This is a genomic window from Streptomyces sp. NPDC088400, assembly GCF_044753355.1.
In the GTDB taxonomy this organism is placed as follows: Bacteria; Actinomycetota; Actinomycetes; order Streptomycetales; family Streptomycetaceae; genus Streptomyces.
Genome location: NZ_JBIVMZ010000019.1, coordinates 38,833 through 61,454, shown reverse-complemented (window position 1 = coordinate 61,454; position 22,622 = coordinate 38,833). Strand labels below are relative to the sequence as shown.

Genomic DNA, 22,622 nt, shown 5'->3' with positions numbered 1-22,622 from the left:
TTTTAGCCTGTGGGGGCGCGGCTTTCGTTTGCCCCGCCCCATGGACGGCACAGGAACGAGGCACACATGACCGACCCGGTGACGCTGAACGGGGACATCCCGGTCCGCGAGTTCGACGAGAAGCGGGCCGAGAACGCCGTGCGTGAGCTGCTGATCGCGGTCGGGGAAGACCCGGACCGCGAGGGCCTGCTGGAGACTCCCGGCCGGGTGGCGCGCGCGTACCGGGAAATATTCGCCGGACTGCGGCAGACACCCGAAGGTGTTCTGACGACGACCTTCGACCTCGGTCACGACGAGATGGTCCTCGTGAAGGACATCGAAGTGATGTCGTCCTGTGAGCATCATCTGGTCCCGTTCGTCGGGGTCGCCCATGTCGGCTACATCCCGTCGGCGGACGGAAAGATCACCGGACTGTCGAAGCTGGCCCGGCTGGTGGACGTCTTCGCCCGCCGGCCACAGGTCCAGGAGCGGCTGACCACGCAGATCGCCGACTCCCTGATGAAGATCCTGGAGCCGCGGGGGGTGATCGTGGTCGTCGAGTGCGAGCACATGTGCATGACCATGCGTGGGGTACGCAAGCCGGGCGCCAAGACGATCACCTCGGCGGTGCGGGGCCAGCTGCGCGATCCCGCGACCCGGGCGGAAGCGATGAGTCTGATCATGGCCCGTTGAGCCGGGTGGCTGACCGCCGAAGCGACTACGGGGTCCTGGCCCTGGCCTACGCCGGTCCGGCCGGGGCCGCGCCGTTCTTCTCGTTGTCCGGATCGTCCGGGAGCTTGCAGACGCGCTCCAGGAAGAAGGCCGCGGCGATCACCGCGATCCCCGCCAGTACGGAGAAGCCCGCGTAGATGGCCTGGTCGCGGCGGGCCGGTATGTCGAGGGAGCCGAGCAGGAACACGCCCACGCCGCCGTACATGCCGGAGACCAGGGCCGCCACCAGCGCGCTGGCCTGGCCGAAGACCACCGCGCGGGCGGCCATCATGGGGTCCACGCCCTTCGCGTCCGGGCGCCGTTCCCGCTGGGCCTTCAGCCGGGCGCGCAGGGAGAGGGCGGTCGCGGTGAGGACGGTGGCGATCGCCGCGAGGACGATCGGCGCGGCGAGCGGCACGCTCGGCAGGGTGCCGAAGGAGTCCCAGAGCCGGGCGGCGGCCCACGAGAGCACGCCCGCCACCACGAACAGGCCGGCGAGGACGCCGATCCGCAACTGCTTCACCGAGAAAGCCGCCCTTCGCCTTGCTGTACTGACCCGAGCTGTACTGGCCCGACCCGACCCGACCCGACCCGACCTGCTTGCTCCGCTCCGCAGAGCCTAACGACTACTCGGGCAGGCGGAGTTCCAGGTCGGCGCGGGGCTGTACGCCACTCCGGCCGATGTCCGTCAGCAGCTCGGCCACCGGACCCCGGCCCGGCACCTGGGCCTCCGGGTCCACGTCGTGCCACGGGGCGAGCACGAAGGCGCGCTGGTGGGCCCTGGGGTGGGGGAGGGTCAGCAGAGGGTCGTCCGAGACGACGTCCGCGTACGTCAGGATGTCCACGTCGATCGTGCGCGGACCCCAGTGCTCGTCCCGGACCCGGTCGAAGGCTTCCTCGATGGCCTGGCCGCGCTCCAGCAGCGAGGACGGCGGCAGTGTCGTCCTGATCAGGACAACCGCGTTGAAGTACGACGGCTGGGTGCCCGGTTCGACACCCCAGGGCTCGGTCTCGTACACCGGGGAGACCGCCTTGACCCGCAGGCCCGGGGTGTCCTCCAGGGCGTCGATGGCGCCCTGGATCGTCTCCAGCCGGTTGCCGAGGTTGGAGCCGAGGGAGACCACGGCCTGTTTCGGGTTCGACAGCGTGCTGTCCGCCGCGTCCACCTGTGCGACCACGGAGGCGGGCACCGGCTGTACGGTCGGGTCGCTCTGCGGCCCGTTAGTCGAAAACACAGTCATACTCGGCTCCGGGTGATGGTGATGGTCACATCGTCGAAGGGCACGGTGATCGGGGCGTCGGGCTTGTGGACGATCACCTCGACCTCCTGGACGCCGTCGTGTCCGAGGCACCGGTGGGCGATGCGCTCCGCCAAGGTCTCGATCAGGTTGACCGGCTCGCCCTGCACGATCTCGACGACCTCTTCTGCCACGACTCCGTAATGGACGGTCTTGGTGAGGTCGTCCTCGGCAGCCGCGGGACGGGTGTCCAGGCCGAGCACCAGATCCACGACGAAGGTCTGTCCTTCTTCGCGCTCCTGGGGGAAGACGCCGTGGTGCCCGCGGGCCTTGAGGCCGCGCAGCGCGACTCGATCCACGCGAATCACTCCTGCTGTCGTTGGTCGTCGGGGCACCCGGCCGCGTGCGGACGGCATGGTGCCCTGTTTCGAATCTACCTGCGGGCTCCGGCAGCGCTCTCCCGCGGGGGTGACGGGCGGAGCGCGCCGTGGTCGAATCCGCGTCTACCCCCAGGTCCCACCAGCCAACCCACCAGGGCGGGTTACCCACTCACGCGGGGGTCTCGTCGTCCGGTTCCTCGTCGGTTTCGGCCAGAACGGGCGACCCGTGATGTGACCAGATCTTCCAGCCCTCGGACGTGCGACGGAACACATTCGTGGCGACGACCAGCTGGCCGACGAGCGGTCCCAGGTCGCCGTTCTCCTCCGCCGGGCCGCCGCTGAGGATGTTCTCGGTACAGGTCACCACGGCGGTGTCGGCCCAGACGGACACCACGACATCCGTGAGGAAGAACTGGATGTACTCGGTGTTCGCCATGATCAGGGCGTACGAGCGCAGCACCTCGGCACGGCCGGTGAGCACGGGCCAGCCCGGGTGGACGCAGGAGACGCCGTCCTCGTCGCTGCCCAGCCAGAGCCCGGACAGTGCCTCGAAGTCGCCGTGCTCCATGGCGTCGTAGAACGTGGTGTTGGCCAGTTCGACCTGCTCGACCTCCGTGCCCGCGGTCACTGGGCTCCCTCGACCGCGCGCGCGACGCGGATCGCGTCCCTCGTCGCCCGTACCTCATGGACCCGGACCGCCCAGACGCCCTGGTGGGCGGCGATCGCGGAGACGGCGGCCGTGGCCGCGTCGCGTTCCCGGGCGGGTGGCGGGGACCCCTCGTCGTCGGCGAGGACATGGCCGAGGAACCGTTTACGGGAGGCGGCGACCAGCAGAGGCCGGCCCAGGGAGCGCAGGTCGGCGAGGTGCGCGAGGAGCTTCAGGTCGTGCTCGGCGTGCTTGGCGAAGCCGAGGCCGGGGTCGATGACAAGGCGCTCCGGCGGGATACCGCCGGCGATCACCGCGTCCATCCGTTCGCGCAGTTCGGTGACGACCTCCGCGACGACGTCCGTGTAGACGGCGCGGCTGTTCATCCGCTCGCTGAAACCGCGCCAGTGCATCACCACGAAGGGCACTCCGGCCGCGGCGACGGCCGGCACCATGGCCGGGTCGGCGAGGCCGCCGCTGACGTCGTTGACCAGTACGGCGCCGGCCTCCACCGACCGCTCGGCGACGGAGGCGCGCACGGTGTCGACGGACACGGCGACGCCTTCGGCCGCCAGGCCGCGTACGACCGGGACGACGCGCCTGAGCTCCTCGTCCTCGTCGACGCGGGGGGCGCCCGGCCGGGTCGACTCGCCGCCGACGTCCACCAGGTCGGCGCCCTCGGCGGCGAGGTCGAGACCGTGCTTGACGGCGGCGGTCGTGTCGAACCAGCGGCCACCGTCGGAGAAGGAATCGGGCGTCACATTGACGACTCCCATGACCGCACAGCGGTCCCACTCCGGCAGCCCCTCGACCGTGCCCCGTCCACGCAACGTACTCATACGCCCACCCTAGAGGGTTGAGTCCGAAGTTCCGTCTGCCCCGGAACGCCCGGCATGCGCGCACGCGCGCGTCACCGGTCGGTCGCCCATGTCCGCGTCGCCTCCTTACGGAGGGGGCTTACGCCGTACGGACCTCGTGGTCGGGTGTGGCCCCGGTGGCGTGTGCGCAGGGGCGCGGGAGCCCGCCGCGGCCGAGGCGGCGCAGGGGGCGGGGCAGCGACATCGTCACAAAGCCTTCGGCCTGCATCGCGGCGAAGCCGATACGGGGCAGGTCACCGCTGTGGCGGAAGACGACGTAACGGGGCTCCCAGCGGGGCTGGAACTTCGCGTTGAAGCGGTACAGCGACTCGATCTGGAACCAGCGGGAGAGGAAGACCAGCAGGCCGCGCCAGCCGCGCAGGACGGGGCCCGCGCCCAGCCGCTCGCCCCGGGCGAGTGCCGAGCGGAACATCGCGAAGTTGAGGGAGACGCGCACCACACCCAGCGCGGGGGCCTCGTGCAGCGCGGCGACGATCAGGAGTTCGTTCATGCCGGGGTCGGCGGAACGGTCGCGGCGCATCAGGTCGAGCGACATGCCGTCCGGGCCCCACGGGACGAAGTGGAGGACGGCCTTCAGGTCGCCGTACGGTCCTGTCGCGTCCTCGCCCGGCTTGTGGGCGGTGGCGATCACCGAGTCGCCGTCGGCGGGGTCGCCGATCCGGCCCAGGGCCATGGAGAAGCCGCGCTCCGTGTCCGTACCGCGCCAGTCGTCGGCGGCGAGGCGGATACGCCGCAGTTCGCCGTCGGAGAGGTCACGGACGCGCCGTACCCGCGTTTCGTAGCCGGCGCGCTCGATGCGCTTCACCATCTGGCGTACGTTCCGCATGGCGCGTCCGTGCAAGGAGAAATCCGGCACGTCCACCACCGCTTCGTCGCCCAGCTCCAGGGCGTCGAGTCCGGTTTCGCGGGTCCAGACCTCGCCGCCGGTCTCGCCGCACCCCATGACGGCGGGGGTCCAGGAGTGGGCCTTGGCCTCGTCCATGAAACGTTCGATGGCGCCGGGCCAGGCCTCGACATCGCCGATGGGGTCGCCGCTGGCGAGCATCACGCCGGAGACGACGCGGTAGCAGACGGCCGCCTTGCCGCTGGGGGAGAAGACCACCCCCTTGTCGCGGCGGAGCGCGAAGTGGCCGAGGGAGTCACGGCGGCCGTGCAGGGCGAGCAGGGCGCGCAGCCGCTGTTCGTCGTCCTCGGTGAGGCGCGCGGCCGGGTGTTCGGGGCGGAAGGCCAGGTAGACGGTGGTGAGGGCGGTGAGCAGGCCGAGCGCGCCGAGGGAGGCGCCGACCGTCCAGTCCACGCTGCCGCTGTAGTCGACGGGGCCTTCGAGGCCGAACAGGCCGTACAGCACATGTTCGAGCCGGTCGGTCAGGCTGGGGTCGCCGAGGGTCCGGTGCGGGTGGGCGCTGACGATGATCAGCCCGAGGCCGATGGAGCCGGCGCCCATCAGGACGAAGTTCGCCAGGGCCTTCCAGCGACTGCGCGGGTCGGGCAGGGCGGCGAACTCGCGCCGGTGCCGTACGACAAGGGTGAGCAGGACCAGCGAGAGCACGACACCGGCGAGCGAGTGCCGGTAGGTGAACTGCCCCACCGCGCCCACGGGCAGCAGAACGACGGCGGCGCGCCAGGCGCGGCGCTTGTGGCGCTTGAGGCCGTGGGCGAGCAGCAGCAGGAGTACGCCGGCGCTCAGCGAGAGCGCGGCGGCGAAGGGGCCGAGCGCCCCGGGCAGGACCTCGGCCAGGGTGTGCATCCGGCTGTGGCGGAAGCGGGGGAAGACCCCGGCGGCGATGTCGATCAGCCCGATGACGGAGCAGGCGGTACCGACCAGTGCGGGGACGGCTTCGGGCCGGGGGCCGCGGAACAGCCGCCGCATTCGACCGGACAGACGGTGTGTCACCCGGCCTGGGGGTATCCCTGTAGACCGCCGAGCCCTCACCGGAACCGATCCCGATTTATCCCCATCTAGCGTCACAGACATCGCTTCCCGTGGCTCCGCGAGAGATTGTGGCGTCCAGGCCCGCTTCTTCTTCGCGGTGCCGGACATTTCGCGACCTCTAGGACGAAGCTTTCGGGGAGCGGGTTCCTCCGCATTCGGGAAAATCTCACAGGAGAAAGCTCGGTCCCCATGGGTCTTACCAGCCGTAAAGTCCTGGCCCTGGCCGTTCTGCTGGCCGTGCTGCTGTTCGTCGCCACGGTCTGGTTCTGGCCGCGGCTGTCACGCCCTACGTCACGCGCGGTGTTCGGCCGGGTCGGCCTGTTGTTCGCCACCCAGGTGGCGGTCTTCGCCGCGGTCGGCCTCGCCGCGAACAACTCGTTCCTCTTCTACGGTTCGTGGGCGGACCTCTTCGGCCGGCAGCAGTCTCTGGGGGCGGTCGTGGACCACTCGGCCGGTGGCAAGCACCTCACCGTCATGGAGACGCGGCCGGCACCCGTGCCGGGCGGCTCGCAGCCCTCGGTGGCCGGGCAGATCCAGAAGATCGTCCTCGGCGGCCCCGCATCGGGGATCGACAGCAGCGCGTACGTCTATCTGCCGCCCGAGTACTTCCGGCCGCAGTTCGCGCGCAGGCACTTCCCCGCCGCCGTGGTGCTCACCGGCTATCCGGGCATCGCGGACAACCTGATCAAGGGGCTGAACTATCCGACGACGGCCTGGCAGCTGGCCAAGGTCGGCAAGACGCAGCCGATGATCCTGGTGATGCTGCGGCCCACCGTGGCGCCGCCGCGCGACACCGAGTGCGTGGACATCCCCGGCGGCCCGCAGACCGAGACGTTCTTCGCCAGGGATCTGCCCGGGGTGATCTCGAAGTCGTACCGCGTCGGGACCGGGCCGCGGCACTGGGGCGTCATCGGCAACTCCACCGGCGGCTACTGCGCGCTGAAGATCGCGCTGCACCACCCGGACCGGTACGCGGCGGGCGTCGGGCTCTCCGCGTACTACAAGGCGGCCGAGGACCCGACGACGGGTGATCTCTTCCAGGGGAGGAAAGCGCTGCGGAACCGGGCCGACCTGATGTGGAGCCTGGACCATCTGCCGCAGGGCAGGTCGTCCCTTCTCGTCACCAGCTCCAGGTCGGGGGAGGGGAACCTCAGGTCCACGGAGCGGTTCATCAGCAAGGTCAAGGCGCCCGCGCACGTCTCGTCGATCATCCTCGACAGCGGCGGGCACAACTTCAACACCTGGCGGCGGGAGATCCCGTCGGCGCTGGAGTGGCTGAGCGGACGGCTCAGCGCGGAGTAGGCCTGGTCCTCGGCCCGTCTCCTCCGTACCTCTCTTCCGGTACCTCTCCTTAGGAGGCGGAGACTTCAGGAGGCGGAGACTTTGTCGACGGTCTCCAGTCGCACATCGGTACGGGGGATGGCGTGGGCGTCCGCGTCGATCGACCGGCGCAGTGCCTCGTGCAGCCGGGCCGGGGTGAGGACCCCCAGGAACCGTCCGGTCTCCTCCTTGTCGATGACCGCGATCCAGCCCGCGTCGTGCTGGAGCATCGTGGCGAACGCCTGCTTGAGCGAGGCGCCGACGGGCAGCCAGGCCTCCATCCGGCGGGCGTGTTCACGTACGGTCCCCGACGCCTCCGTCTGGTCGGTGGAGATCCAGCCGTGCAGATTGTCCTGGGAGTCCAGGACGACGGCCCAGCGCGCGCCGTCCTCGGCGAGCTTCGCCGCGGCGCGTCCGAGCGGGTCTTCGAGGTGGAGTACGGGCGGCTGTTCGAGGTCGCCCTCCTCGATGGGGGTGACCGAGAGCCGCTTGAGACCGCGGTCGGCGCCGACGAAATCGGCGACGTACGGGGTGGCGGGGACGCCGAGCACGGCGGCCGGGGCGTCGAACTGCTCGATCCTGCCCTGCCCGTACACGGCGATACGGTCGCCGAGGCGGACGGCCTCCTCGATGTCGTGCGTGACGAACAGCACCGTCTTGCGCACGGCGGCCTGAAGCTTCAGGAACTCGCTCTGGAGATGGTCGCGTACGACCGGGTCGACCGCGCCGAACGGCTCGTCCATCAGCAGGACGGGCGGGTCGGCGGCCAGCGCGCGGGCCACGCCGACGCGCTGGCGCTGGCCGCCGGAGAGCTGCTCCGGGTAGCGGTCGCCGTAGACGGACGGGTCGAGCCCGACCAGGTCGAGGAGTTCGGCGGCGCGCTCGCGGCCCTTGCCGCGCTGCCAGCCGAGAAGATGCGGGACGGTAGCGGTGTTCTCCAGGACCGTCTTGTGCGGGAACAGGCCCACCTGCTGGATGACATAGCCGATACGGCGCCTCAACTGGACCGGGTCGATGGCGGATATGTCGTCCCCGTCGACGAATATGCGCCCCTCGGTCGGCTCGATGAGACGGTTGACCATTTTCATGGTGGTCGTCTTGCCGCAACCGGAAGGTCCGACGAGCGTGATCAGTTCGCCCTGGGAGACCTCGAAGGAGAGATCGTCGACGGCGGTTGTGCCGTCCGGGTACCGCTTGGTGACGTGCTCGAATCGGATCATGGTTCCCCATTGTGCGGCGTGTTGTGTGAAGGCCATGTTGCTGGAATGTGGCGGGCTTCCGCGAATGTCAGTGGTCGGGGATAAGGTCGCCGGACATAGGTGATGCAAGACGAGGGAAGCCGGAAGACGGGGGAGGCGGAGTGGATGAACGCGCAGGGATGCCTGGCGGCGAACGACTGGATCTGCGGGGAATATCTCCGCTCCCGTAGCCATGAGTTGACCGAGGCCACGGTCCAGCATGTGTGGATCACCGTGGTATCCGTCGTCATCGGGCTGGTGGTGGCATTTCCGTTGGCGCTGCTGGCGCGGAGCAGGCCCTCATTCGCCGGACCGGTGCTCGGGCTGACGACCTTGCTCTACACGATTCCCTCGCTGGCGCTGTTCTCGTTGCTGCTGCCGTTGTTCGGGCTGTCCGTGGGGCTGGTGATCACCGGCCTGGTGCTGTATTCGCTGACCATTCTCGTGCGGAACATCATGGCGGGTCTGGAATCGGTACCGGAAGAGGCCCGGGAAGCGGCGCGCGGGATGGGGTACGGACCGGGGCGGCTGCTCTGGGAGGTCGAGTTGCCGCTGGCGCTGCCCGCGTTGATGGCCGGTCTGCGGATAGCGACGGTGTCGACGATCGCGCTGACCACGGTCGGTTCGATCGTCGGGCGGGGCGGGCTCGGCAATCTCATCGAGGACGCGTTGCCGAGTTTCTTCAAGGCACAGGTGCTGGCGGCGTCCGTGCTGTGTGTGCTGCTGGCCGTCGTCGCCGATCTGCTGCTGCTCGGGGTGCAGAGGCTGCTGACGCCCTGGACCCGAATACGTACGTCGGGCCCGTCGCGTACGTCGCACCTGTCCCGTACCGCCCCCGGTGAGGTCCTGGACTCCCATGGAGCCGCGGACTCCGGTAAGGCCGCGGGGCCCGGTCCGGCGGCGGACGCGGCCGGCCGGTCCGGCCCGGCGAAGGTGGGGAGCTGATCATGGGTGTCCTGGGAGAGGCCTGGACCTGGCTGACGACCGGTGCCAACTGGTCGGGCGACAGCGGTGTGTGGAACCGGCTCGGGGAGCATGTGTACGTCAGCGGGGTCGCGCTCGCGCTGGCCTGCGCCATCGCCCTGCCCGTGGCACTCTTCCTGGGGCACATCGGCAAGGGCGGCGCGCTCGCGATCAATATCTCCAACGTGGGCCGGGCGATCCCCGTCTTCGCCGTGCTCGCCCTGTTCATGGTCTCGCCGCTGCGCAATGCGGGCTCGGTGCCCACGGTCATCGCGCTGGTGCTGTTCGCCGTACCGCCCCTGCTGACCAACGCTTATGTCGGGATGCGCGGGGTGGACAGCGCCGTGGTGGAGGCCGCGCGGGGGATGGGCATGTCCGGGCGCCAGCTGTTCGTACGGGTCGAACTGCCCCTGGCGTACCCGCTGATCATGACCGGCCTCCGGTCCGCCTCCGTACAGGTGGTGGCCACCGCCACGATCGCGGCGATGGTCGGTCAGGGCGGCCTCGGCCGGATCATCACCGCCGGCTTCAACACGTACAACACCGCGCAGGTGGTCGCGGGCGCGCTCCTCGTCGCGCTGCTCGCGTTGCTCGTCGAGGGCGTGCTGGTGGCGCTGGACCGGGTGATCGACCCGGCGCCGTCCCGCGCGTCCGTGGCATCCGCCGCGTCCGACGCCTCTGTCGCGCCCGCCGCTTCCATCGTGTCCGGCACCCGCGGTGACTCCGACACCTTCGATGACTCCGACACCTTCGACGCCCCTGATACCTCCGTCGCTTCTGGATCCTCCGGCGGCGGGACGTCTTCCCGTACGACCGTGTGACGACCCCGTGATGACAGCTCTTCCGGCCTCTTGGAAATGGTGAACCTCATGAGCAAGACCTCGCGCCTCGCGGGTGCGGCACTCTCAGTGATGGCACTGACCGCGTCGCTCGCCGCGTGCGGCGGCGACAGCCTGGAGGAGGGCAAGGGCGGTTCCGGCGCCGGGTCCGACTCCGGTTCCGGTTCCGGGAAGAAGGGCGCGCTCGTCATCGGCGCGGCGGCCTTCACGGAGTCCAAGGTGCTCGCGGAGCTGTACGCCCGGATACTCGGCGACGCCGGCTACTCCACGTCCGTCACCACGGTGAAGAACCGTGAGCTGTACGAACCCTCCCTGGAGAAGGGGGAGATCGACGTGGTGCCCGAATACGCCGCGACGATCACGGAATTCCTCAATGCCAAGGCCAACGGCGCCAAGGCCGCCGAGGCGAAGCCGCTGGCGTCCAGTGACGCCACCGCGACCGTCGCCGAGTTGACGAAGCTGGCCGAGCCGCGCGGGCTGAAGGTGCTCCCGCCGGGGCAGGCCGTCGACCAGAATGCCTTCGCCGTCACCAAGGAATTCGCGGAGAAGAACAAGCTCAAGTCCCTTTCCGATCTTGGTAAGTCGAAGCTCAAGGTCAAGATCGCGGCGGGCGACGAGTGCGAGGTACGGTTGTTCTGCGCGCCGGGTCTGAAGAAGACGTACGGCATCGATGTGACGGGCATCGACCCCAAGGGTGTCGGCACCCCGCAGTCCAAGCAGGCCGTCAAGGACGGTGTGGATCAAGTCGTCCTGAGCAGTACGACCGACGGCACACTCGACAGCTTCGGCCTTGTGGTGCTGGAGGACGACAAGAAGCTCCAGAACGCCGACAACGTACTGCCGGTGGTCAATGCCAAGGACGCCGGATCGAAGGAGATAGCCGATGTCCTCGGCAAGCTGACCGAGGCGCTGACCACGGACGATCTCGCGCAGTTGAACCTCAAGGTCGATGCCGAGCGGGCGAAGCCGGAGGATGTGGCCAAGGAGTACCTGGAGTCCAAAGGTCTGGTCAAGAAGTAGTCGCGGGACGGCGGCCGCGCGGCAAGGACGCCTAAGTGACGGCTGAAGTGGCGGCAGGCAAAAAGGAGTTCCGCGGAGGAATCAGCGGAGGAATCAAGGGAGGGACGGTACGGGCGCGGGCAACGGGCTGAGAAAGATTGTCCGACCGGCGCCCCATAAGGTCCCGGCGCACGGTAAATTTCAGGCCATGCCACGTGGACGCCACCGCCATTCCCCACCTCTCCACAAGCTTCTGCCGCCGTCGGCGGTCGCCGGAGCCGCGGTTCTCTGCGCCGCGGGCGCCTGGCTCTTCTCGGAGCCCGTGGTGCTGCGCGGGCTGGTCGCCGCGACGGCCGTCGCGGCGATCGGCGGCGCGGTCATGATGCGCGGCTGGGACCGCAGCGCCGGGCGCCGCGTCGCCGAGCTGACGCGCGGGCGGGACAGCGACCAGTGGAAGACCGAGGAGCGCATAGCGGAACTCGAAGCCGACGTCGAGGAGTCGCGCGAGCTGCGACTCAAGCTCGACGCCAAGCTGCGCTCCAAGCGGATCGAGCTGGCCGGGCTGCGGGGCGAGCACGCCGCGTTGCTGCGCCGGTACGCCACGGCGGAGACCGAGCGTGCCACCGCGCTGGAGGGGCGGCGTCAGCTCGCCCTGGAGGCGGCGGCCGAGCCCAAGGCCCTGACCGCCGCGGGCAGTACGCCCTCGCGCGCGGCGTACGTCGGTGCCGCGCGGGCGCTGTCCGAGCTGTCGCGCAACGGCGCGACCCAGCAGGCGAAGCGGACCGTCGAGGCGGCCCGCGAGCGTGACCTGGCCGAGCGGCGCGCCACGGAGGCGGATGAGCCGCAGGGGAAGCACGCGGCGGCCGCCGGGGAAGAGCAGCACAGCCGCCCGGCGTCCGCCCTCCCCGCCACTCGCGTGCCCGTCGCGTCCGCGATCGCTCCGTACTCCCTGCGCCGTCCGGTACGGCGGACCGAGGGAGGCTTCGACTTCTTCGGCACGCTGGGAGCCCAGACCCACGCGGATCAGGCTGCCCACGACGCCGATCAGGCTGATCGGGGCGGGCGTGACGAGCGGGCCGACGAACCGGGCACGAGGGGCGAGCCCGCGAAGACGGCCGCCGAGGCGTTCGGGACGGCAGGGACCACCGCTCGGCCGGACGCGGACCAGCCGTCGCAGGGCGCCGAGTTGGCGAGTGTCGAGCATGAGGATCTCGCCGACGTGGTGGGCGAGGAAGTCCTCGCCGAACGCCGCAGGACCGAGGGGCGCGCCGTGGGCCAGGTCATCGACCTCACGGCGCACGACGAGACCGAGCAGTTCGACCTCGGTGCGCTGCGCAACGCGATCGGCTCCTGACCCCGGGAGGTCCGGACCTTCGGAACTCCGGACCTCCTGACCGGAGTCCGACTCATGTGTCCGGGTGACGTGCGGCGTGCGACGTATGACGTGCGCGGTTACTTGTCGATGTCGCCCACGACGAAGAACAGCGATCCCAGGATCGCCACCATGTCGGCGACCTGCGTCCCGGGCAGCAGCTCGGTCAGCGCCTGGATGTTGTTGAACGAGGCCGAGCGGAGCTTCAGCCGGTACGGCGTCTTCTCGCCCTTCGACACCAGGTAGTAGCCGTTGATGCCGAGAGGATTCTCGGTCCAGGCGTACGTGTGCCCCTCCGGGGCCTTCAGCACCTTGGGCAGCCGCTGGTTGATCGGCCCGGCCGGCAGCTCCGTGATCCGGTCCAGGCAGGCGTCCGCCAGGTCCAGCGCGTTGGTCGTCTGCTCCAGCAGGCATTCGAAGCGGGCCAGGCAGTCGCCCTCCTCGCGGGTCACGACCTTGAGGGTGTCCTGGAGTTCGCCGTACGCGAGATACGGCTCGTCGCGGCGCAGATCGAAGTCGACCCCGGAGGCGCGGGCGATCGGCCCGGACACTCCGTAGGCGTGGACCGTCTCCGGCGACAGCACACCGACACCGCGCGTACGGCCCCGGAAGATCTCGTTGCCGAGGACCAGCCGGTCGTACACGTCCATCCGCGAGCGGACCTCGGCGACCGCGTGCCTGGCCCGGCCCAGCCAGCCGGCCGGAAGGTCCTCCTTGAGGCCGCCGACCCGGTTGAACATGTAGTGCATCCGGCCGCCGGAGACCTCCTCCATCACGGTCTGGAGCTCCTCACGCTCCCGGAACGCGTAGAACACCGGGGTGATACCGCCCAGTTCGAGGGGGTACGAGCCGAGGAACATCAGGTGGTTGAGCACGCGGTTCAGCTCGGCGAGCAGGGTCCTGGTCCAGACGGCGCGCTCGGGCACCTCCATGCCGAGCATCCGCTCGACGGCCATCACCACACCCAGCTCGTTGGAGAACGCCGACAGCCAGTCATGGCGGTTGGCGAGCATCACGATCTGCCGGTAGTCGCGGGCCTCGAAGAGCTTCTCGGCGCCGCGGTGCATATAGCCGATGACCGGTTCCGCGTGCCGGATCACTTCCCCGTCGAGTACGAGACGGAGGCGGAGCACGCCGTGGGTGGAGGGGTGCTGTGGCCCGATGTTGAGCACCATGTCGGTGCTCTCCGCCGCGCCGCCGATGCCGACCGTCGTCCGGGTGGTCTCCGTCATGGGCGACAGTCTCTCAGAGCGCGGCCTGGCTTCGGGGGGCGGTGGTACGGAGCCCCCCGGCCGGTGCGGAGGGCCTCTGACGTGCCGCTCCCGCGCTTGGGCCTGTGCCTGCGAGGGGCTCAGGCGGCTCAGGCCTCCGACGCACTCAGGCTTCCTGACGTACTCAGGCCTCCGACGTACTCAGGCTTTCCGACGTACGGAGGTCCGGCAGCGCGATGCCGACCGGCTGCATCAGCCAGCCGAAGTCACCGAGGCCGCCCCGCGCGGTCAGCTCGGCCGCCTCCCCGGCGGCCGAGAGGGCCCGTACGTACGCCGCCGGATCGGTGGAGGCGAGCGACAGCGGCGGACGCCCCCCGCTCACCCCCAGGTCGTGCAGCGCCTCGCGCTGGCCGAGCAGTTCCGCGCCGGGCAGCGCGCAGGCGTCGAGCGCCACATGCGCGGTGAGGTCGCAGCCGCCGTCCGGTACGGGGTGTACCTCCCGGCCCTCCCGGAAGCCGGTCAGGGTGCCGAAGGGCGGCCTGGCGTCCCGTACGTGCGCGTAGTCCACGGCGACCGCGAGCCCCCGCTCCAGCGTGGCGACGGCCGCCGCCCACGCCTCGTCGCGGGGCCGGCCGATCTCCGCCCTGGTGCCGGGGCCCGCCTGCGGCCACCAGCGGGCGAGCCACTCCGCGTCGGGGCCCTCGACCGGTTCGCCCGGCTCCTCGGAGCCGTCGGGCCGTACGAGGACGTACCGGACGACCCCGTCGGGACCGGTCTCGGCGATGTCGACGGGGACGTTGTCCAGCCACTCGTTGGCGAAGAGCAGCCCGTGGACACCGGCCGGTGGCTCCGCGCGCCACTCGATGCGCGGGTCGAGCCCCGGCGGACGGGGGGCGCGCTCGACGGCGTACGGACGTACCGTGAGGCCCCTTGTCCGACCGCTCGCGCGTTCGGTCGGCGAGCCGCTCGCGCGCCCGCTCACGCGCCCCTCGTCGACCGCGGCCAGGATTCCGGTCAGCAGCTCGCCGCGGCCCGCGCCGATGTCGACGACCGCCACCTCGTCCGTCCCCAGCAGCCGGGCGGTCTCGGCCAGGAGCCGGGCGACGGCGGTGGCGAAGAGCGGGGAGGCGTGCACGGAGGTGCGGAAGTGCCCGGCAGGTCCCTCGGGGCGCAGGTAGAAGCCGCCGGGACCGTACAGCGCCGCCTCCGCCGCCGTACGCCACCGGACGGGCCCGGCTCCGTCCGGGAGCCCCTGGACGGACCGTGCGGCCCCACCGTTCCGGTTCCCCTGTGGTTTACACGTCTCATCCGTCACGGAGCCAAGTCTCCACCTTGGGGAGTAGGCTTCCGCCGACCGGATCGCCCCTCCGGTTGACCTGATCGCCTTTCCCGCCTCCCTACGCTGGGTTTCGTGCAGCGCTTCTACGACTTTCTCCGCCGACACCCGACGGGCGTCGACAGCTTCTGGGCTGTCATGCTCTTCGGGTTCTCCATGTTGTGGACGGTCCAGAACTTCTCCGGCGTCGCACCACGGCTCGTCGCGATCGCGACGGTCCTGCTGCTGAGCCTGACCGTGGCACTGCGCCGCCGCGCACCGGAGAAGATGCTGCTGCTCGTGGTGGCCCTGGGGATCCTCCAGGTCGTGCTGGACGTACGGATCAACCCGGCCGATTTCGCGATGCTGGTCGTCATCTACACCGTCACCGCGGAGGGCGGACCACGCTGGGCGTCTCAGCTCGCCCTGATCGGCGGTGTGTGCGCCACCCCGATCTCGCAGGTGCGCTGGCCCACGAGCGGCGGCACCGCGGGCCTGGTGTTCTTCACCGTCGTCATGAGCGTGCCGTTCGTCCTCGCCTGGGTGCTGGGCGACTCCATACGCACCCGCCGCGCCTACTTCGACCAGCTGGAGGAGCGTGCCACCAGGCTGGAGAAGGAACGCGAGGCACAGGCCAAGGTCGCGGTCGCCGCGGAACGGGCCCGGATCGCGCGTGAGCTGCACGACGTCGTCGCCCACAACGTCTCGGTGATGATCGTCCAGGCGGACGGCGCCGCCTATGTGCTGGACGCCGCGCCCGGCCAGGCCAAGGAGGCGCTGGAGACCATTTCGACCACCGGCCGTCAGGCCCTCGCCGAGATGCGCCGGCTGCTGGGTGTGCTGCGGACCGGCGACTCCGAGGAGAGCGGGGAGTACGTACCGCAGCCCGATGTCGGGCAGATCGAGGATCTGGTTGAGAAGGTACGGACCGCGGGCCTCGCCGTGGACTTCAAGATCGAGGGGACGCCTCGGCAGCTGCCCAGCGGGGTGGAGCTCACCGCGTACCGCATCGTGCAGGAGGCCCTCACCAACAGCCGTAAGCACGGCGGCCCGGATGTCGGCGCCAGCGTGCGGCTGGTCTACTTCGACGACGGGCTCGGACTGCTCGTCGAGGACGACGGCCGGGGAGCGGCCCACGAGTTGTACGAGGACGGCGGCGCCGACGGCCGGGGGCACGGGATGATCGGTATGCGGGAGCGGGTCGGTATGGTCGGCGGCACGCTGGACGCCGGACCGCGCCCCGGCGGCGGCTTCCGGATCAGCGCGCTGCTGCCGCTGAAGCCCGCGAACTAGCCGTGGCCCGCGAACCAGCCGTGGCTCGCGAACTAGCCGTGGCCCGCGAACCAGCTGTGGCCCGCGAATGAGCTGTAGCCCGCGACCAGCCGGAGTCCGTGCGACTGGCGCCACCCCGGGCGGATCCTCGATCCTGTCTTCTCCCTCTCCCCGCCGGTCTACTGGACAAGGAACCCGCAGATGTCGATCCGCGTCATGCTCGTCGATGACCAGGTGCTGCTGCGCACCGGTTTCCGTATGGTGCTGGCCGCGCAGCCGGACATGGAGGTCGTCGCGGAGGCCGGGGACGGCGCCGAGGCGATAGGCGTCCTCCGCTCCGTCCCCGTGGACGTCGTGCTGATGGACGTACGTATGCCCCGGCTGGACGGCGTCGAGGCGACCCGCCGGATCTGCGCCGAGCCCGGAGCCCCCAAGGTGCTCATCCTGACCACCTTCGACCTGGACGAGTACGCCTTCTCCGGGCTCAAGGCCGGGGCCAGCGGCTTCATGCTGAAGGACGTCCCGCCGAGTGAGCTGCTGAGCGCGATCCGCTCCGTGCACAGCGGTGACGCCGTGGTCGCGCCGTCCACGACGCGGCGGCTCCTCGACCGCTTCTCGTCGATGCTGCCGAGCAGCACCAAGCCGCAGCACAAGGAGCTGGAACGGCTGACCGGCCGCGAGCGCGAGGTGATGATGCTGGTCGCACAGGGGTTGTCGAACGGTGAGATCGCCGGGCGGCTGGTGCTCTCCGAGGCGACCGTGAAGACCCATGTCGGCCGGATCCTCACGAAGCTCGGTCTGCGTGACCGGGTGCAGGTCGTCGTCCTCGCCTACGAGACAGGGATGGTGCGGGCCGGCGGAAACGCGGGCTGACCCCCGTACCTTCGGTGCCCCTGTGGCTCAACGGCCCCTTCGGGGGCGGCAGGACGCGGATCCCGGTCGGCGGCGCACGTCGGTGAGCGCGACGGGGCGTGGGGATCAGCGCGGGCCTCCCTCCTCCAACACCTGCTCCTCCAACACCTGCCCCTCCCTCACCTGCTCCTCCAACACCCGCTCCACGAACCCCTCCACCGCTCCCCGGACGTCCTCGGCTGTCCACTCCAGACCCGCCTCCGCCACCGTGACCTCGGTGAACGCGACCCCCGGAGGGCCCGAGGCGGGGGCGGACCACACGCGGAACAGCGCCACCTTCGTCTCCTCCGCCTGCCGCACCGCCGCCTCGTTCAGCACCTCCGGCGTGTACGGCAGCCACACCTGGAACTGGTGCGTGTGCGGCGGTTCCGGCTGTACGCGGAACCACGGCACCCCGGACGCCGCGAAGCCCTCGGCCAGCGCCGTGGCCACCACGCGCGCGTGCGCCACGTACGAGGGCAGCCGGGGCAGTTCGCGCTCCAGGCCCAGCAGCGCCGACAGGGCCGCCGGGTACTGCTGGAAGAGCTGGCCCCCGTACCGGTGGCGCCAGACCCGCGCCTCCTCCACCAGCTGCGCGGGGCCGACGAGCATCGCGCCCGACAGGCCGCCCAGCGACTTGTAGAAGGACACGTACACGCTGTCCGCGAGCCCCGCGATCTCCGCCGGAGTGCGCCCGAAGTGAGAGGCGCACTCCCAGAGGCGCGCGCCGTCGAAGTGCACCACCGCGTCCCGCTCGCGCGCCGCGTCACACGCCGCGACCAGCTCGTCCCAGGACGGCAGGACGAAACCCGCTTCCCGCAACGGCAGTTCCAGCATCAGCGTGCCGAAGGGCTCGGCCAGGTCGTGGATCTCCTCGGCGGTCGGAAGGCGCGGCTCCGTGGTCGGACGGATCGTACGCAGCCCGCTGACCGACGACAGCGCACCGCCTTCATGGACCTCGGGGTGCGCGAGCGGGTGCAGGGCGACGGTCCGGTTGCCCGTACGCCCGGCCCAGCTGCGCAGCGCCACCTGCTGGGCCATCGTGCCGGTCGGGAAGAAGGCCGCGGCCGGGAAGCCGAGCAGGGAGGCCACCCGGCGCTCCAGTGCGGCGACGACCCCGTCCCCGTACAGGTCGGTCCGTTCGTCCAGGTCGTAGACGGCTCCCGCGTCGGCGGCCAGGGCCGTCAGCCGCTCGCCCAGCCGCTGGTCCATGGGGCGACGCGTCAGCGCGCGCTCGCACGCGCGCCAGGCGGCCAGCCGGCGCAGGCGCTGCCGCACGGGCTCCTGTTCGTGCCCGTCCTGCGGCTCCTGTGCCTGGCCGGGCTCCAGGCCGTGCTCCCGTTCCCGCTCGCTCTTCTCATCCATCCGGTGATGTTCTCGTGGCAGAGGCGCGAGGTCATGTCATATTCCCGGGCTGTGACGGAGGGCCGGGGCGGGAATCCGCTCCCGTAGCATGTTGGTGTACGTACGTCCGGTACCCCTCGCGGACTGGAACGGAAGGCTGTAGCCGCGTGAATCCAACAGCACAGGACCCCTTCGACCCCCGGGACCGGCCCGCCCGGCTCACCGTCGGTGTCGTCGGCGCGGGCCGGGTGGGCCCGGCTCTCGCCGCCTCTCTTCAGCTCGCCGGGCACCGTCCGGTCGCTGTCTCGGGCGTTTCGGACGCCTCCGTACGGAGGGCGGGCGTTCTGCTCCCCGACGTCCCGCTCGTCACCCCCGCCGAAGTCCTCGCCCGCGCCGAACTGGTGCTGCTGACCGTGCCCGACGACGCCCTCCCCGGGCTGGTCGAGGGGCTCGCCGAGACCGGTGCCGTACGGCCGGGACAGCTGCTCGTCCACACGTCGGGGCGGTACGGCAGCGGAGTCCTGGACCCCGCCCTGCGCGCCGGCGCCCTGCCGCTCGCCCTGCACCCCGCCATGACGTTCACCGGCACGTCGGTGGACGTCCAGCGGCTGGCCGGCTGCTCCTTCGGGGTCACCGCGCCCGAGGAGCTGCGGCTGGCCGCCGAGGCGCTGGTCATCGAGATGGGCGGCGAGCCCGAGTGGATCGCGGAAGAGTCCCGTCCGCTCTACCACGCGGCCCTCGCGCTGGGCGCGAATCACCTGGTCACGCTGGTGGCGCAGTCGATGGAACTGCTCCGTACGGCCGGGGTGACCGCCCCCGACCGGATGCTGGGCCCGCTGCTCGGCGCAGCCCTGGACAACGCCCTGCGCTCCGGCGACGCGGCCCTCACCGGACCGGTCGCGCGTGGTGACGCCGGTACGGTCGCCGCGCATGTCGCCGAGCTGCGCGAGCACGCGCCCGGCGCCGTCGCCGGATACCTCGCCATGGCCCGCACGACCGCCGACCGGGCGCTGGCACACGGCCTGCTCAAGGCGGAGCTCGCGGAAGACCTCCTCGACGTCCTCGCCGACGGGGACCGGCCCGGGGACGCCCCCGGAGGCGGTGCGGGCGGCGGAGCGGAAGGCACCCGATGAGTTTCGAACTCGCCCCCACGAGCGCGGACCTCGACCGCCTCCTGGAGCGGCACGCAGCCTCGGGCCACGCCGCCAGCGTGACCGCCGAAGACCCCGCCCGTGCCCGTACCGCCGTCGTGATGACCATGGGCGCGCTCCACGACGGGCACGCGACCCTCGTACGGGCCGCCCGCGCCCACGTCGGACCGGCCGGCTTCGTCGTGGTCACCGTTTTCGTCAACCCGCTCCAGTTCGGCGCGGGAGAAGACCTCGAACGCTATCCCCGCACCCTCGACGCGGACCTGAAGACCGCCGAGGAGGCGGGCGCCGACGCCGTCTTCGCCCCGTCCGCCGACGAGGTCTACCCCGGCGGCTCCCCCCAGGTCACCATCAGCGCGGGCCCCATGGGCGAGCGCCTCGAAGGCGCGTCGCGTCCCGGCCATTTCGACGGCATGCTCACCGTCGTCGCCAAGCTGCTGCACCTCTCCCGGGCCGACGTCACCTTCTTCGGCCGCAAGGACGCCCAGCAGCTCGCCCTGGTCCGCCGGATGGCCCGCGATCTGAACTTCCCGGTCGAGATCGTCGGCGTCCCGACGGTCCGCGAGGGCGACGGCCTCGCGCTCTCCAGCCGTAACCGCTATCTGTCCGTGGCGGAGCGCCGTACCGCCCTTGCCCTCTCCAGGGCCCTCTTCGCCGCCCGCGACCGCCTCGGTGCCCAGCACGCCCTGCGCGCCCGCGCCGAGTCCTCTCCCACAGCCAACGGCCGGGCCGCCGGGCTCTCCGCCCTCGGAGAGGCCAGGCTGGCGGCCGACGCCCACGCGGTGGCGGCGGCGGTCCCCCGGTCGCGCCCGTGCGGAGCGGACGCCGTACGGGCAGCCGCCCGCGTCGTCCTCGGCGAGGCGGCCCGCACCGTGCCACCCCTCACGCTGGACTACCTGGCACTCGTCGACCCCGCCGACTTCACCGAGGTCCCCGACGATCACACCGGCGAGGCGATCCTCGCCGTCGCCGCGCGTGTCGGTGCCACGCGACTCATCGACAACATCACCCTGACCTTCGGAGCCTCCCCATGACCGGAACAGCGACCGGAAAAGCGGCTGGGGCGGCGGCCGGAACAGCGACCGGAGCGGCTGGGGCTGCGGCCGGAACAGCGACCGGAACCGGAATACGGCTGACCGCCCCCGCGCCCGGCTGGTCCGTCGACGCCGATGTCGTCGTGGTCGGCTCCGGTGTCGCCGGCCTCACGGCGGCCCTGCGCTGCACCGCCGCCGGGCTCCGTACGGTCGTCGTCACCAAGGCCCGCCTGGACGACGGTTCCACCCGCTGGGCGCAGGGCGGGATCGCCGCGGCCCTCGGCGAGGGCGACACCCCCGAGCAGCATCTGGACGACACGCTCGTCGCGGGCGCGGGCCTGTGCGACGAGGAGGCCGTCCGCACCCTGGTCACCGAGGGCCCGGCCGCCGTACGCCGGCTGATCGACACCGGCGCGCATTTCGACACCTCCGCCACCGGCGAACTCCAGCTGACCCGCGAGGGCGGCCACCACCGCCGCCGTATCGCCCACGCGGGAGGCGACGCGACCGGCGCCGAGATCTCCCGCGCCCTGGTCGAGGCGGTACGCGACGCGGCGCTCCGTACGGTCGAGAACGCCCTGGTGCTGGACCTCCTGACCGACGCGCACGGCCGTACGTCCGGTGTCACCCTCCATGTGATGGGCGAGGGGCAGCACGACGGCGTCGGCGCGGTCCACGCCCCCGCGGTGGTCCTGGCCACCGGCGGCATGGGGCAGGTCTTCTCCGCGACCACCAATCCCGCGGTCTCCACGGGGGACGGGGTGGCGCTGGCGCTGCGGGCGGGCGCGGAGGTCTCGGACCTGGAGTTCGTGCAGTTCCACCCGACGGTGCTGTTCCTCGGCGCGGGCGCGGAGGGGCAGCAGCCCCTGGTGTCCGAGGCGGTACGGGGCGAGGGCGCCCATCTCGTGGACGCCGACGGCGTCCGCTTCATGCGCGACCAGCACGAACTGGCCGAGCTGGCCCCCCGCGACATCGTCGCCAAGGCGATCATGCGCCGGATGCGCGAGCAGGGCGCCGAGCACATGTATCTGGACGCCCGGCACTTCGGCGCCCCGATGTGGGAGAACCGCTTCCCGACGATACTGGCGGCCTGCCGCGCCCATGGGATCGATCCGGTCACGGAGCCGATCCCGGTGGCCCCCGCCGCCCATTACGCGTCCGGGGGAGTCCGTACGGACCTGAGCGGCCGGACGACCGTGCCGGGGCTGTACGCCTGCGGTGAGGTGGCCTGTACGGGCGTCCACGGCGCGAACCGGCTGGCCTCCAACTCCCTCCTGGAGGGCCTGGTCTTCGCGGAACGGATCGCGGCCGACATCGCGGCGCGGCCGCCGGAGCCGCGGACCCCCCGGGAACACCGCCCTCCTGAGGAAGAGGGCATCGGCTCCGTCCACCTGCCGCTCATCGCCCCCGAGGCGCGCATCGGCATCCAGCGGATCATGTCCGGGGGCGCGGGCGTCCTCAGGTCGGCCCGGAGCCTGGAGGCGGCCGCGCGGGAGCTGGCGGCCGTCCAGGCCACCGAGCCGGACAGCGGTACGGAGCCGGAGCCGGCCACCGCCCCCGAGCCGACCACCGTCCCCGGACCGACCACCGCCCCCGGACCGAACAGTGACAGCGACGGAACCAAGCCCGCCGTCCCCGGCGTCGACTCCTGGGAGACCTCCAACCTCCTCTGCGTTGCCCAGGCTCTGGTCGCCGCCGCCCTGGCGCGCGAGGAGACCCGGGGCTGCCACTGGCGCGAGGACCGGCCCGAGCGCGACGACACCGACTGGCGCCGCCATCTCGTCGTCCGCCTGCTGCCCGACCGCCGCACCGCGCTCCGGCGCACCGACACGGCCGCCTTCCCGCCCGTGAGCCCGCCGCTCGTCCCCTCATCCCCACACCCCGCCGAAGCCCCCAGGGAGCCGTAAC

General features: G+C 71.3%; 21 protein-coding genes. 11 read left to right on the top strand and 10 right to left on the bottom strand.

The window, feature by feature from the left end:
• Positions 1–66 precede the first annotated feature (66 nt).
• Entirely contained in the window at positions 67–672 is a 606-nt protein-coding gene (gene folE / locus ACIQD6_RS33250; RefSeq protein ID WP_401889968.1) for a GTP cyclohydrolase I FolE, read from the top strand.
• A 46-nt stretch (positions 673–718) separates the two neighbouring features.
• Here folE and ACIQD6_RS33245 read toward each other — a convergent pair whose 3' ends face one another.
• The 6 genes from ACIQD6_RS33245 to ACIQD6_RS33220 all read right to left on the bottom strand — a co-directional run bounded on the left by ACIQD6_RS33245 (position 719) and on the right by ACIQD6_RS33220 (position 5,807).
• Positions 719–1,213, bottom strand: a complete 495-nt coding sequence (locus tag ACIQD6_RS33245; protein ID WP_401889965.1) for a DUF3180 domain-containing protein — start codon at positions 1,211–1,213, stop codon at positions 719–721.
• 103 nt (positions 1,214–1,316) lie between these two features.
• Positions 1,317–1,931, bottom strand: coding sequence for a 2-amino-4-hydroxy-6-hydroxymethyldihydropteridine diphosphokinase (gene folK / locus ACIQD6_RS33240; RefSeq protein WP_401889962.1), 615 nt, complete (start codon positions 1,929–1,931; stop codon positions 1,317–1,319).
• Positions 1,928–2,287 carry a dihydroneopterin aldolase gene (gene folB, locus ACIQD6_RS33235; RefSeq protein ID WP_401889959.1) on the bottom strand — a complete coding sequence of 120 codons (360 nt, stop codon included), beginning with the start codon at positions 2,285–2,287 and terminating at the stop codon, positions 1,928–1,930. Before folB ends, folK begins: the two co-directional genes overlap by 4 nt.
• Before the next feature lie 190 nt (positions 2,288–2,477).
• Positions 2,478–2,936, bottom strand: a complete 459-nt coding sequence (locus ACIQD6_RS33230) for a nuclear transport factor 2 family protein (RefSeq protein WP_401889956.1) — start codon at positions 2,934–2,936, stop codon at positions 2,478–2,480.
• Entirely contained in the window at positions 2,933–3,793 is an 861-nt protein-coding gene (gene folP / locus ACIQD6_RS33225; protein ID WP_401889954.1) for a dihydropteroate synthase, read from the bottom strand. The genes ACIQD6_RS33230 and folP overlap by 4 nt, the downstream gene beginning before the upstream one ends.
• Positions 3,794–3,911: 118 nt before the next feature.
• Positions 3,912–5,807, bottom strand: coding sequence for a phosphatidylglycerol lysyltransferase domain-containing protein (locus tag ACIQD6_RS33220; RefSeq protein ID WP_401889951.1), 1,896 nt, complete (start codon positions 5,805–5,807; stop codon positions 3,912–3,914).
• Between the two features lie 147 nt (positions 5,808–5,954).
• Here ACIQD6_RS33220 and ACIQD6_RS33215 point away from each other — a divergent pair, with 147 nt between their 5' ends.
• Positions 5,955–7,067 (top strand): alpha/beta hydrolase, encoded by a 1,113-nt coding sequence (locus ACIQD6_RS33215; RefSeq protein WP_401889948.1) that lies wholly within the window; start codon positions 5,955–5,957, stop codon positions 7,065–7,067.
• A gap of 65 nt (positions 7,068–7,132) precedes the next feature.
• On the opposite strand, the gene ACIQD6_RS33210 is transcribed toward ACIQD6_RS33215, so the two are convergent.
• A complete protein-coding gene (locus ACIQD6_RS33210) occupies positions 7,133–8,305 on the bottom strand; it encodes an ABC transporter ATP-binding protein (RefSeq protein WP_401889946.1) in 1,173 nt (390 codons plus the stop codon).
• A gap of 144 nt (positions 8,306–8,449) precedes the next feature.
• Here ACIQD6_RS33210 and ACIQD6_RS33205 point away from each other — a divergent pair, with 144 nt between their 5' ends.
• The 4 genes from ACIQD6_RS33205 to ACIQD6_RS33190 all read left to right on the top strand — a co-directional run bounded on the left by ACIQD6_RS33205 (position 8,450) and on the right by ACIQD6_RS33190 (position 12,478).
• Positions 8,450–9,268, top strand: coding sequence for an ABC transporter permease (locus ACIQD6_RS33205; RefSeq protein ID WP_401889944.1), 819 nt, complete (start codon positions 8,450–8,452; stop codon positions 9,266–9,268).
• Positions 9,269–9,270: 2 nt separating this feature from the next.
• Positions 9,271–10,107, top strand: coding sequence for an ABC transporter permease (locus tag ACIQD6_RS33200; protein ID WP_401889941.1), 837 nt, complete (start codon positions 9,271–9,273; stop codon positions 10,105–10,107).
• Positions 10,108–10,155: 48 nt separating this feature from the next.
• Positions 10,156–11,145 (top strand): ABC transporter substrate-binding protein, encoded by a 990-nt coding sequence (locus ACIQD6_RS33195; protein ID WP_401889938.1) that lies wholly within the window; start codon positions 10,156–10,158, stop codon positions 11,143–11,145.
• Positions 11,146–11,332: 187 nt separating this feature from the next.
• Positions 11,333–12,478 (top strand): hypothetical protein, encoded by a 1,146-nt coding sequence (locus ACIQD6_RS33190; RefSeq protein ID WP_401889936.1) that lies wholly within the window; start codon positions 11,333–11,335, stop codon positions 12,476–12,478.
• 98 nt (positions 12,479–12,576) lie between these two features.
• Here ACIQD6_RS33190 and ACIQD6_RS33185 read toward each other — a convergent pair whose 3' ends face one another.
• A complete protein-coding gene (locus ACIQD6_RS33185) occupies positions 12,577–13,728 on the bottom strand; it encodes an NADH-quinone oxidoreductase subunit D (protein WP_401889934.1) in 1,152 nt (383 codons plus the stop codon).
• Positions 13,729–13,891: 163 nt separating this feature from the next.
• Positions 13,892–14,905, bottom strand: a complete 1,014-nt coding sequence (locus ACIQD6_RS33180; protein WP_401890052.1) for an SAM-dependent methyltransferase — start codon at positions 14,903–14,905, stop codon at positions 13,892–13,894.
• A 213-nt stretch (positions 14,906–15,118) separates the two neighbouring features.
• Here ACIQD6_RS33180 and ACIQD6_RS33175 point away from each other — a divergent pair, with 213 nt between their 5' ends.
• Both ACIQD6_RS33175 and ACIQD6_RS33170 read left to right on the top strand, forming a co-directional pair.
• Positions 15,119–16,315 carry a sensor histidine kinase gene (locus ACIQD6_RS33175; RefSeq protein ID WP_401889931.1) on the top strand — a complete coding sequence of 399 codons (1,197 nt, stop codon included), beginning with the start codon at positions 15,119–15,121 and terminating at the stop codon, positions 16,313–16,315.
• 180 nt (positions 16,316–16,495) lie between these two features.
• On the top strand, positions 16,496–17,167 hold the full coding sequence (locus tag ACIQD6_RS33170; RefSeq protein ID WP_401889929.1) for a response regulator: 672 nt from the start codon (positions 16,496–16,498) through the stop codon (positions 17,165–17,167).
• A 105-nt stretch (positions 17,168–17,272) separates the two neighbouring features.
• On the opposite strand, the gene ACIQD6_RS33165 is transcribed toward ACIQD6_RS33170, so the two are convergent.
• Positions 17,273–18,550 carry a threonine aldolase family protein gene (locus ACIQD6_RS33165; RefSeq protein WP_401889926.1) on the bottom strand — a complete coding sequence of 426 codons (1,278 nt, stop codon included), beginning with the start codon at positions 18,548–18,550 and terminating at the stop codon, positions 17,273–17,275.
• Positions 18,551–18,696: 146 nt separating this feature from the next.
• Between ACIQD6_RS33165 and ACIQD6_RS33160 the strand changes: the two genes are divergently transcribed.
• The 3 genes from ACIQD6_RS33160 to ACIQD6_RS33150 are packed head-to-tail and all read left to right on the top strand — an operon-like array spanning position 18,697 to position 22,621.
• Positions 18,697–19,662 carry a Rossmann-like and DUF2520 domain-containing protein gene (locus ACIQD6_RS33160; RefSeq protein ID WP_401889923.1) on the top strand — a complete coding sequence of 322 codons (966 nt, stop codon included), beginning with the start codon at positions 18,697–18,699 and terminating at the stop codon, positions 19,660–19,662.
• The gene (gene panC, locus ACIQD6_RS33155; protein WP_401889921.1) at positions 19,659–20,714 is read left to right on the top strand and encodes a pantoate--beta-alanine ligase; all 1,056 of its coding nucleotides are present in this window, start codon (positions 19,659–19,661) and stop codon (positions 20,712–20,714) included. The genes ACIQD6_RS33160 and panC overlap by 4 nt, the downstream gene beginning before the upstream one ends.
• The gene (locus ACIQD6_RS33150) at positions 20,711–22,621 is read left to right on the top strand and encodes an L-aspartate oxidase (RefSeq protein WP_401889918.1); all 1,911 of its coding nucleotides are present in this window, start codon (positions 20,711–20,713) and stop codon (positions 22,619–22,621) included. The genes panC and ACIQD6_RS33150 overlap by 4 nt, the downstream gene beginning before the upstream one ends.
• Position 22,622 lies beyond the last annotated feature (1 nt).

What these genes read in the sequence shown, in the direction of transcription:
- folE (WP_401889968.1), top strand. Translation starts at nt 67, where the DNA reads ATGACCGACCCGGTGACGCTGAACGGGGACATCCCGGTCCGCGAGTTC.
- folK (WP_401889962.1), bottom strand. Translation starts at nt 1,931, where the DNA reads ATGACTGTGTTTTCGACTAACGGGCCGCAGAGCGACCCGACCGTACAG.
- folP (WP_401889954.1), bottom strand. Translation starts at nt 3,793, where the DNA reads ATGAGTACGTTGCGTGGACGGGGCACGGTCGAGGGGCTGCCGGAGTGG.
- ACIQD6_RS33220 (WP_401889951.1), bottom strand. Translation starts at nt 5,807, where the DNA reads ATGTCTGTGACGCTAGATGGGGATAAATCGGGATCGGTTCCGGTGAGG.
- ACIQD6_RS33215 (WP_401889948.1), top strand. Translation starts at nt 5,955, where the DNA reads ATGGGTCTTACCAGCCGTAAAGTCCTGGCCCTGGCCGTTCTGCTGGCC.
- ACIQD6_RS33210 (WP_401889946.1), bottom strand. Translation starts at nt 8,305, where the DNA reads ATGATCCGATTCGAGCACGTCACCAAGCGGTACCCGGACGGCACAACC.
- ACIQD6_RS33205 (WP_401889944.1), top strand. Translation starts at nt 8,450, where the DNA reads ATGAACGCGCAGGGATGCCTGGCGGCGAACGACTGGATCTGCGGGGAA.
- ACIQD6_RS33200 (WP_401889941.1), top strand. Translation starts at nt 9,271, where the DNA reads ATGGGTGTCCTGGGAGAGGCCTGGACCTGGCTGACGACCGGTGCCAAC.
- ACIQD6_RS33195 (WP_401889938.1), top strand. Translation starts at nt 10,156, where the DNA reads ATGAGCAAGACCTCGCGCCTCGCGGGTGCGGCACTCTCAGTGATGGCA.
- ACIQD6_RS33190 (WP_401889936.1), top strand. Translation starts at nt 11,333, where the DNA reads ATGCCACGTGGACGCCACCGCCATTCCCCACCTCTCCACAAGCTTCTG.
- ACIQD6_RS33185 (WP_401889934.1), bottom strand. Translation starts at nt 13,728, where the DNA reads ATGACGGAGACCACCCGGACGACGGTCGGCATCGGCGGCGCGGCGGAG.
- ACIQD6_RS33170 (WP_401889929.1), top strand. Translation starts at nt 16,496, where the DNA reads ATGTCGATCCGCGTCATGCTCGTCGATGACCAGGTGCTGCTGCGCACC.
- ACIQD6_RS33165 (WP_401889926.1), bottom strand. Translation starts at nt 18,550, where the DNA reads ATGGATGAGAAGAGCGAGCGGGAACGGGAGCACGGCCTGGAGCCCGGC.
- panC (WP_401889921.1), top strand. Translation starts at nt 19,659, where the DNA reads ATGAGTTTCGAACTCGCCCCCACGAGCGCGGACCTCGACCGCCTCCTG.
- ACIQD6_RS33150 (WP_401889918.1), top strand. Translation starts at nt 20,711, where the DNA reads ATGACCGGAACAGCGACCGGAAAAGCGGCTGGGGCGGCGGCCGGAACA.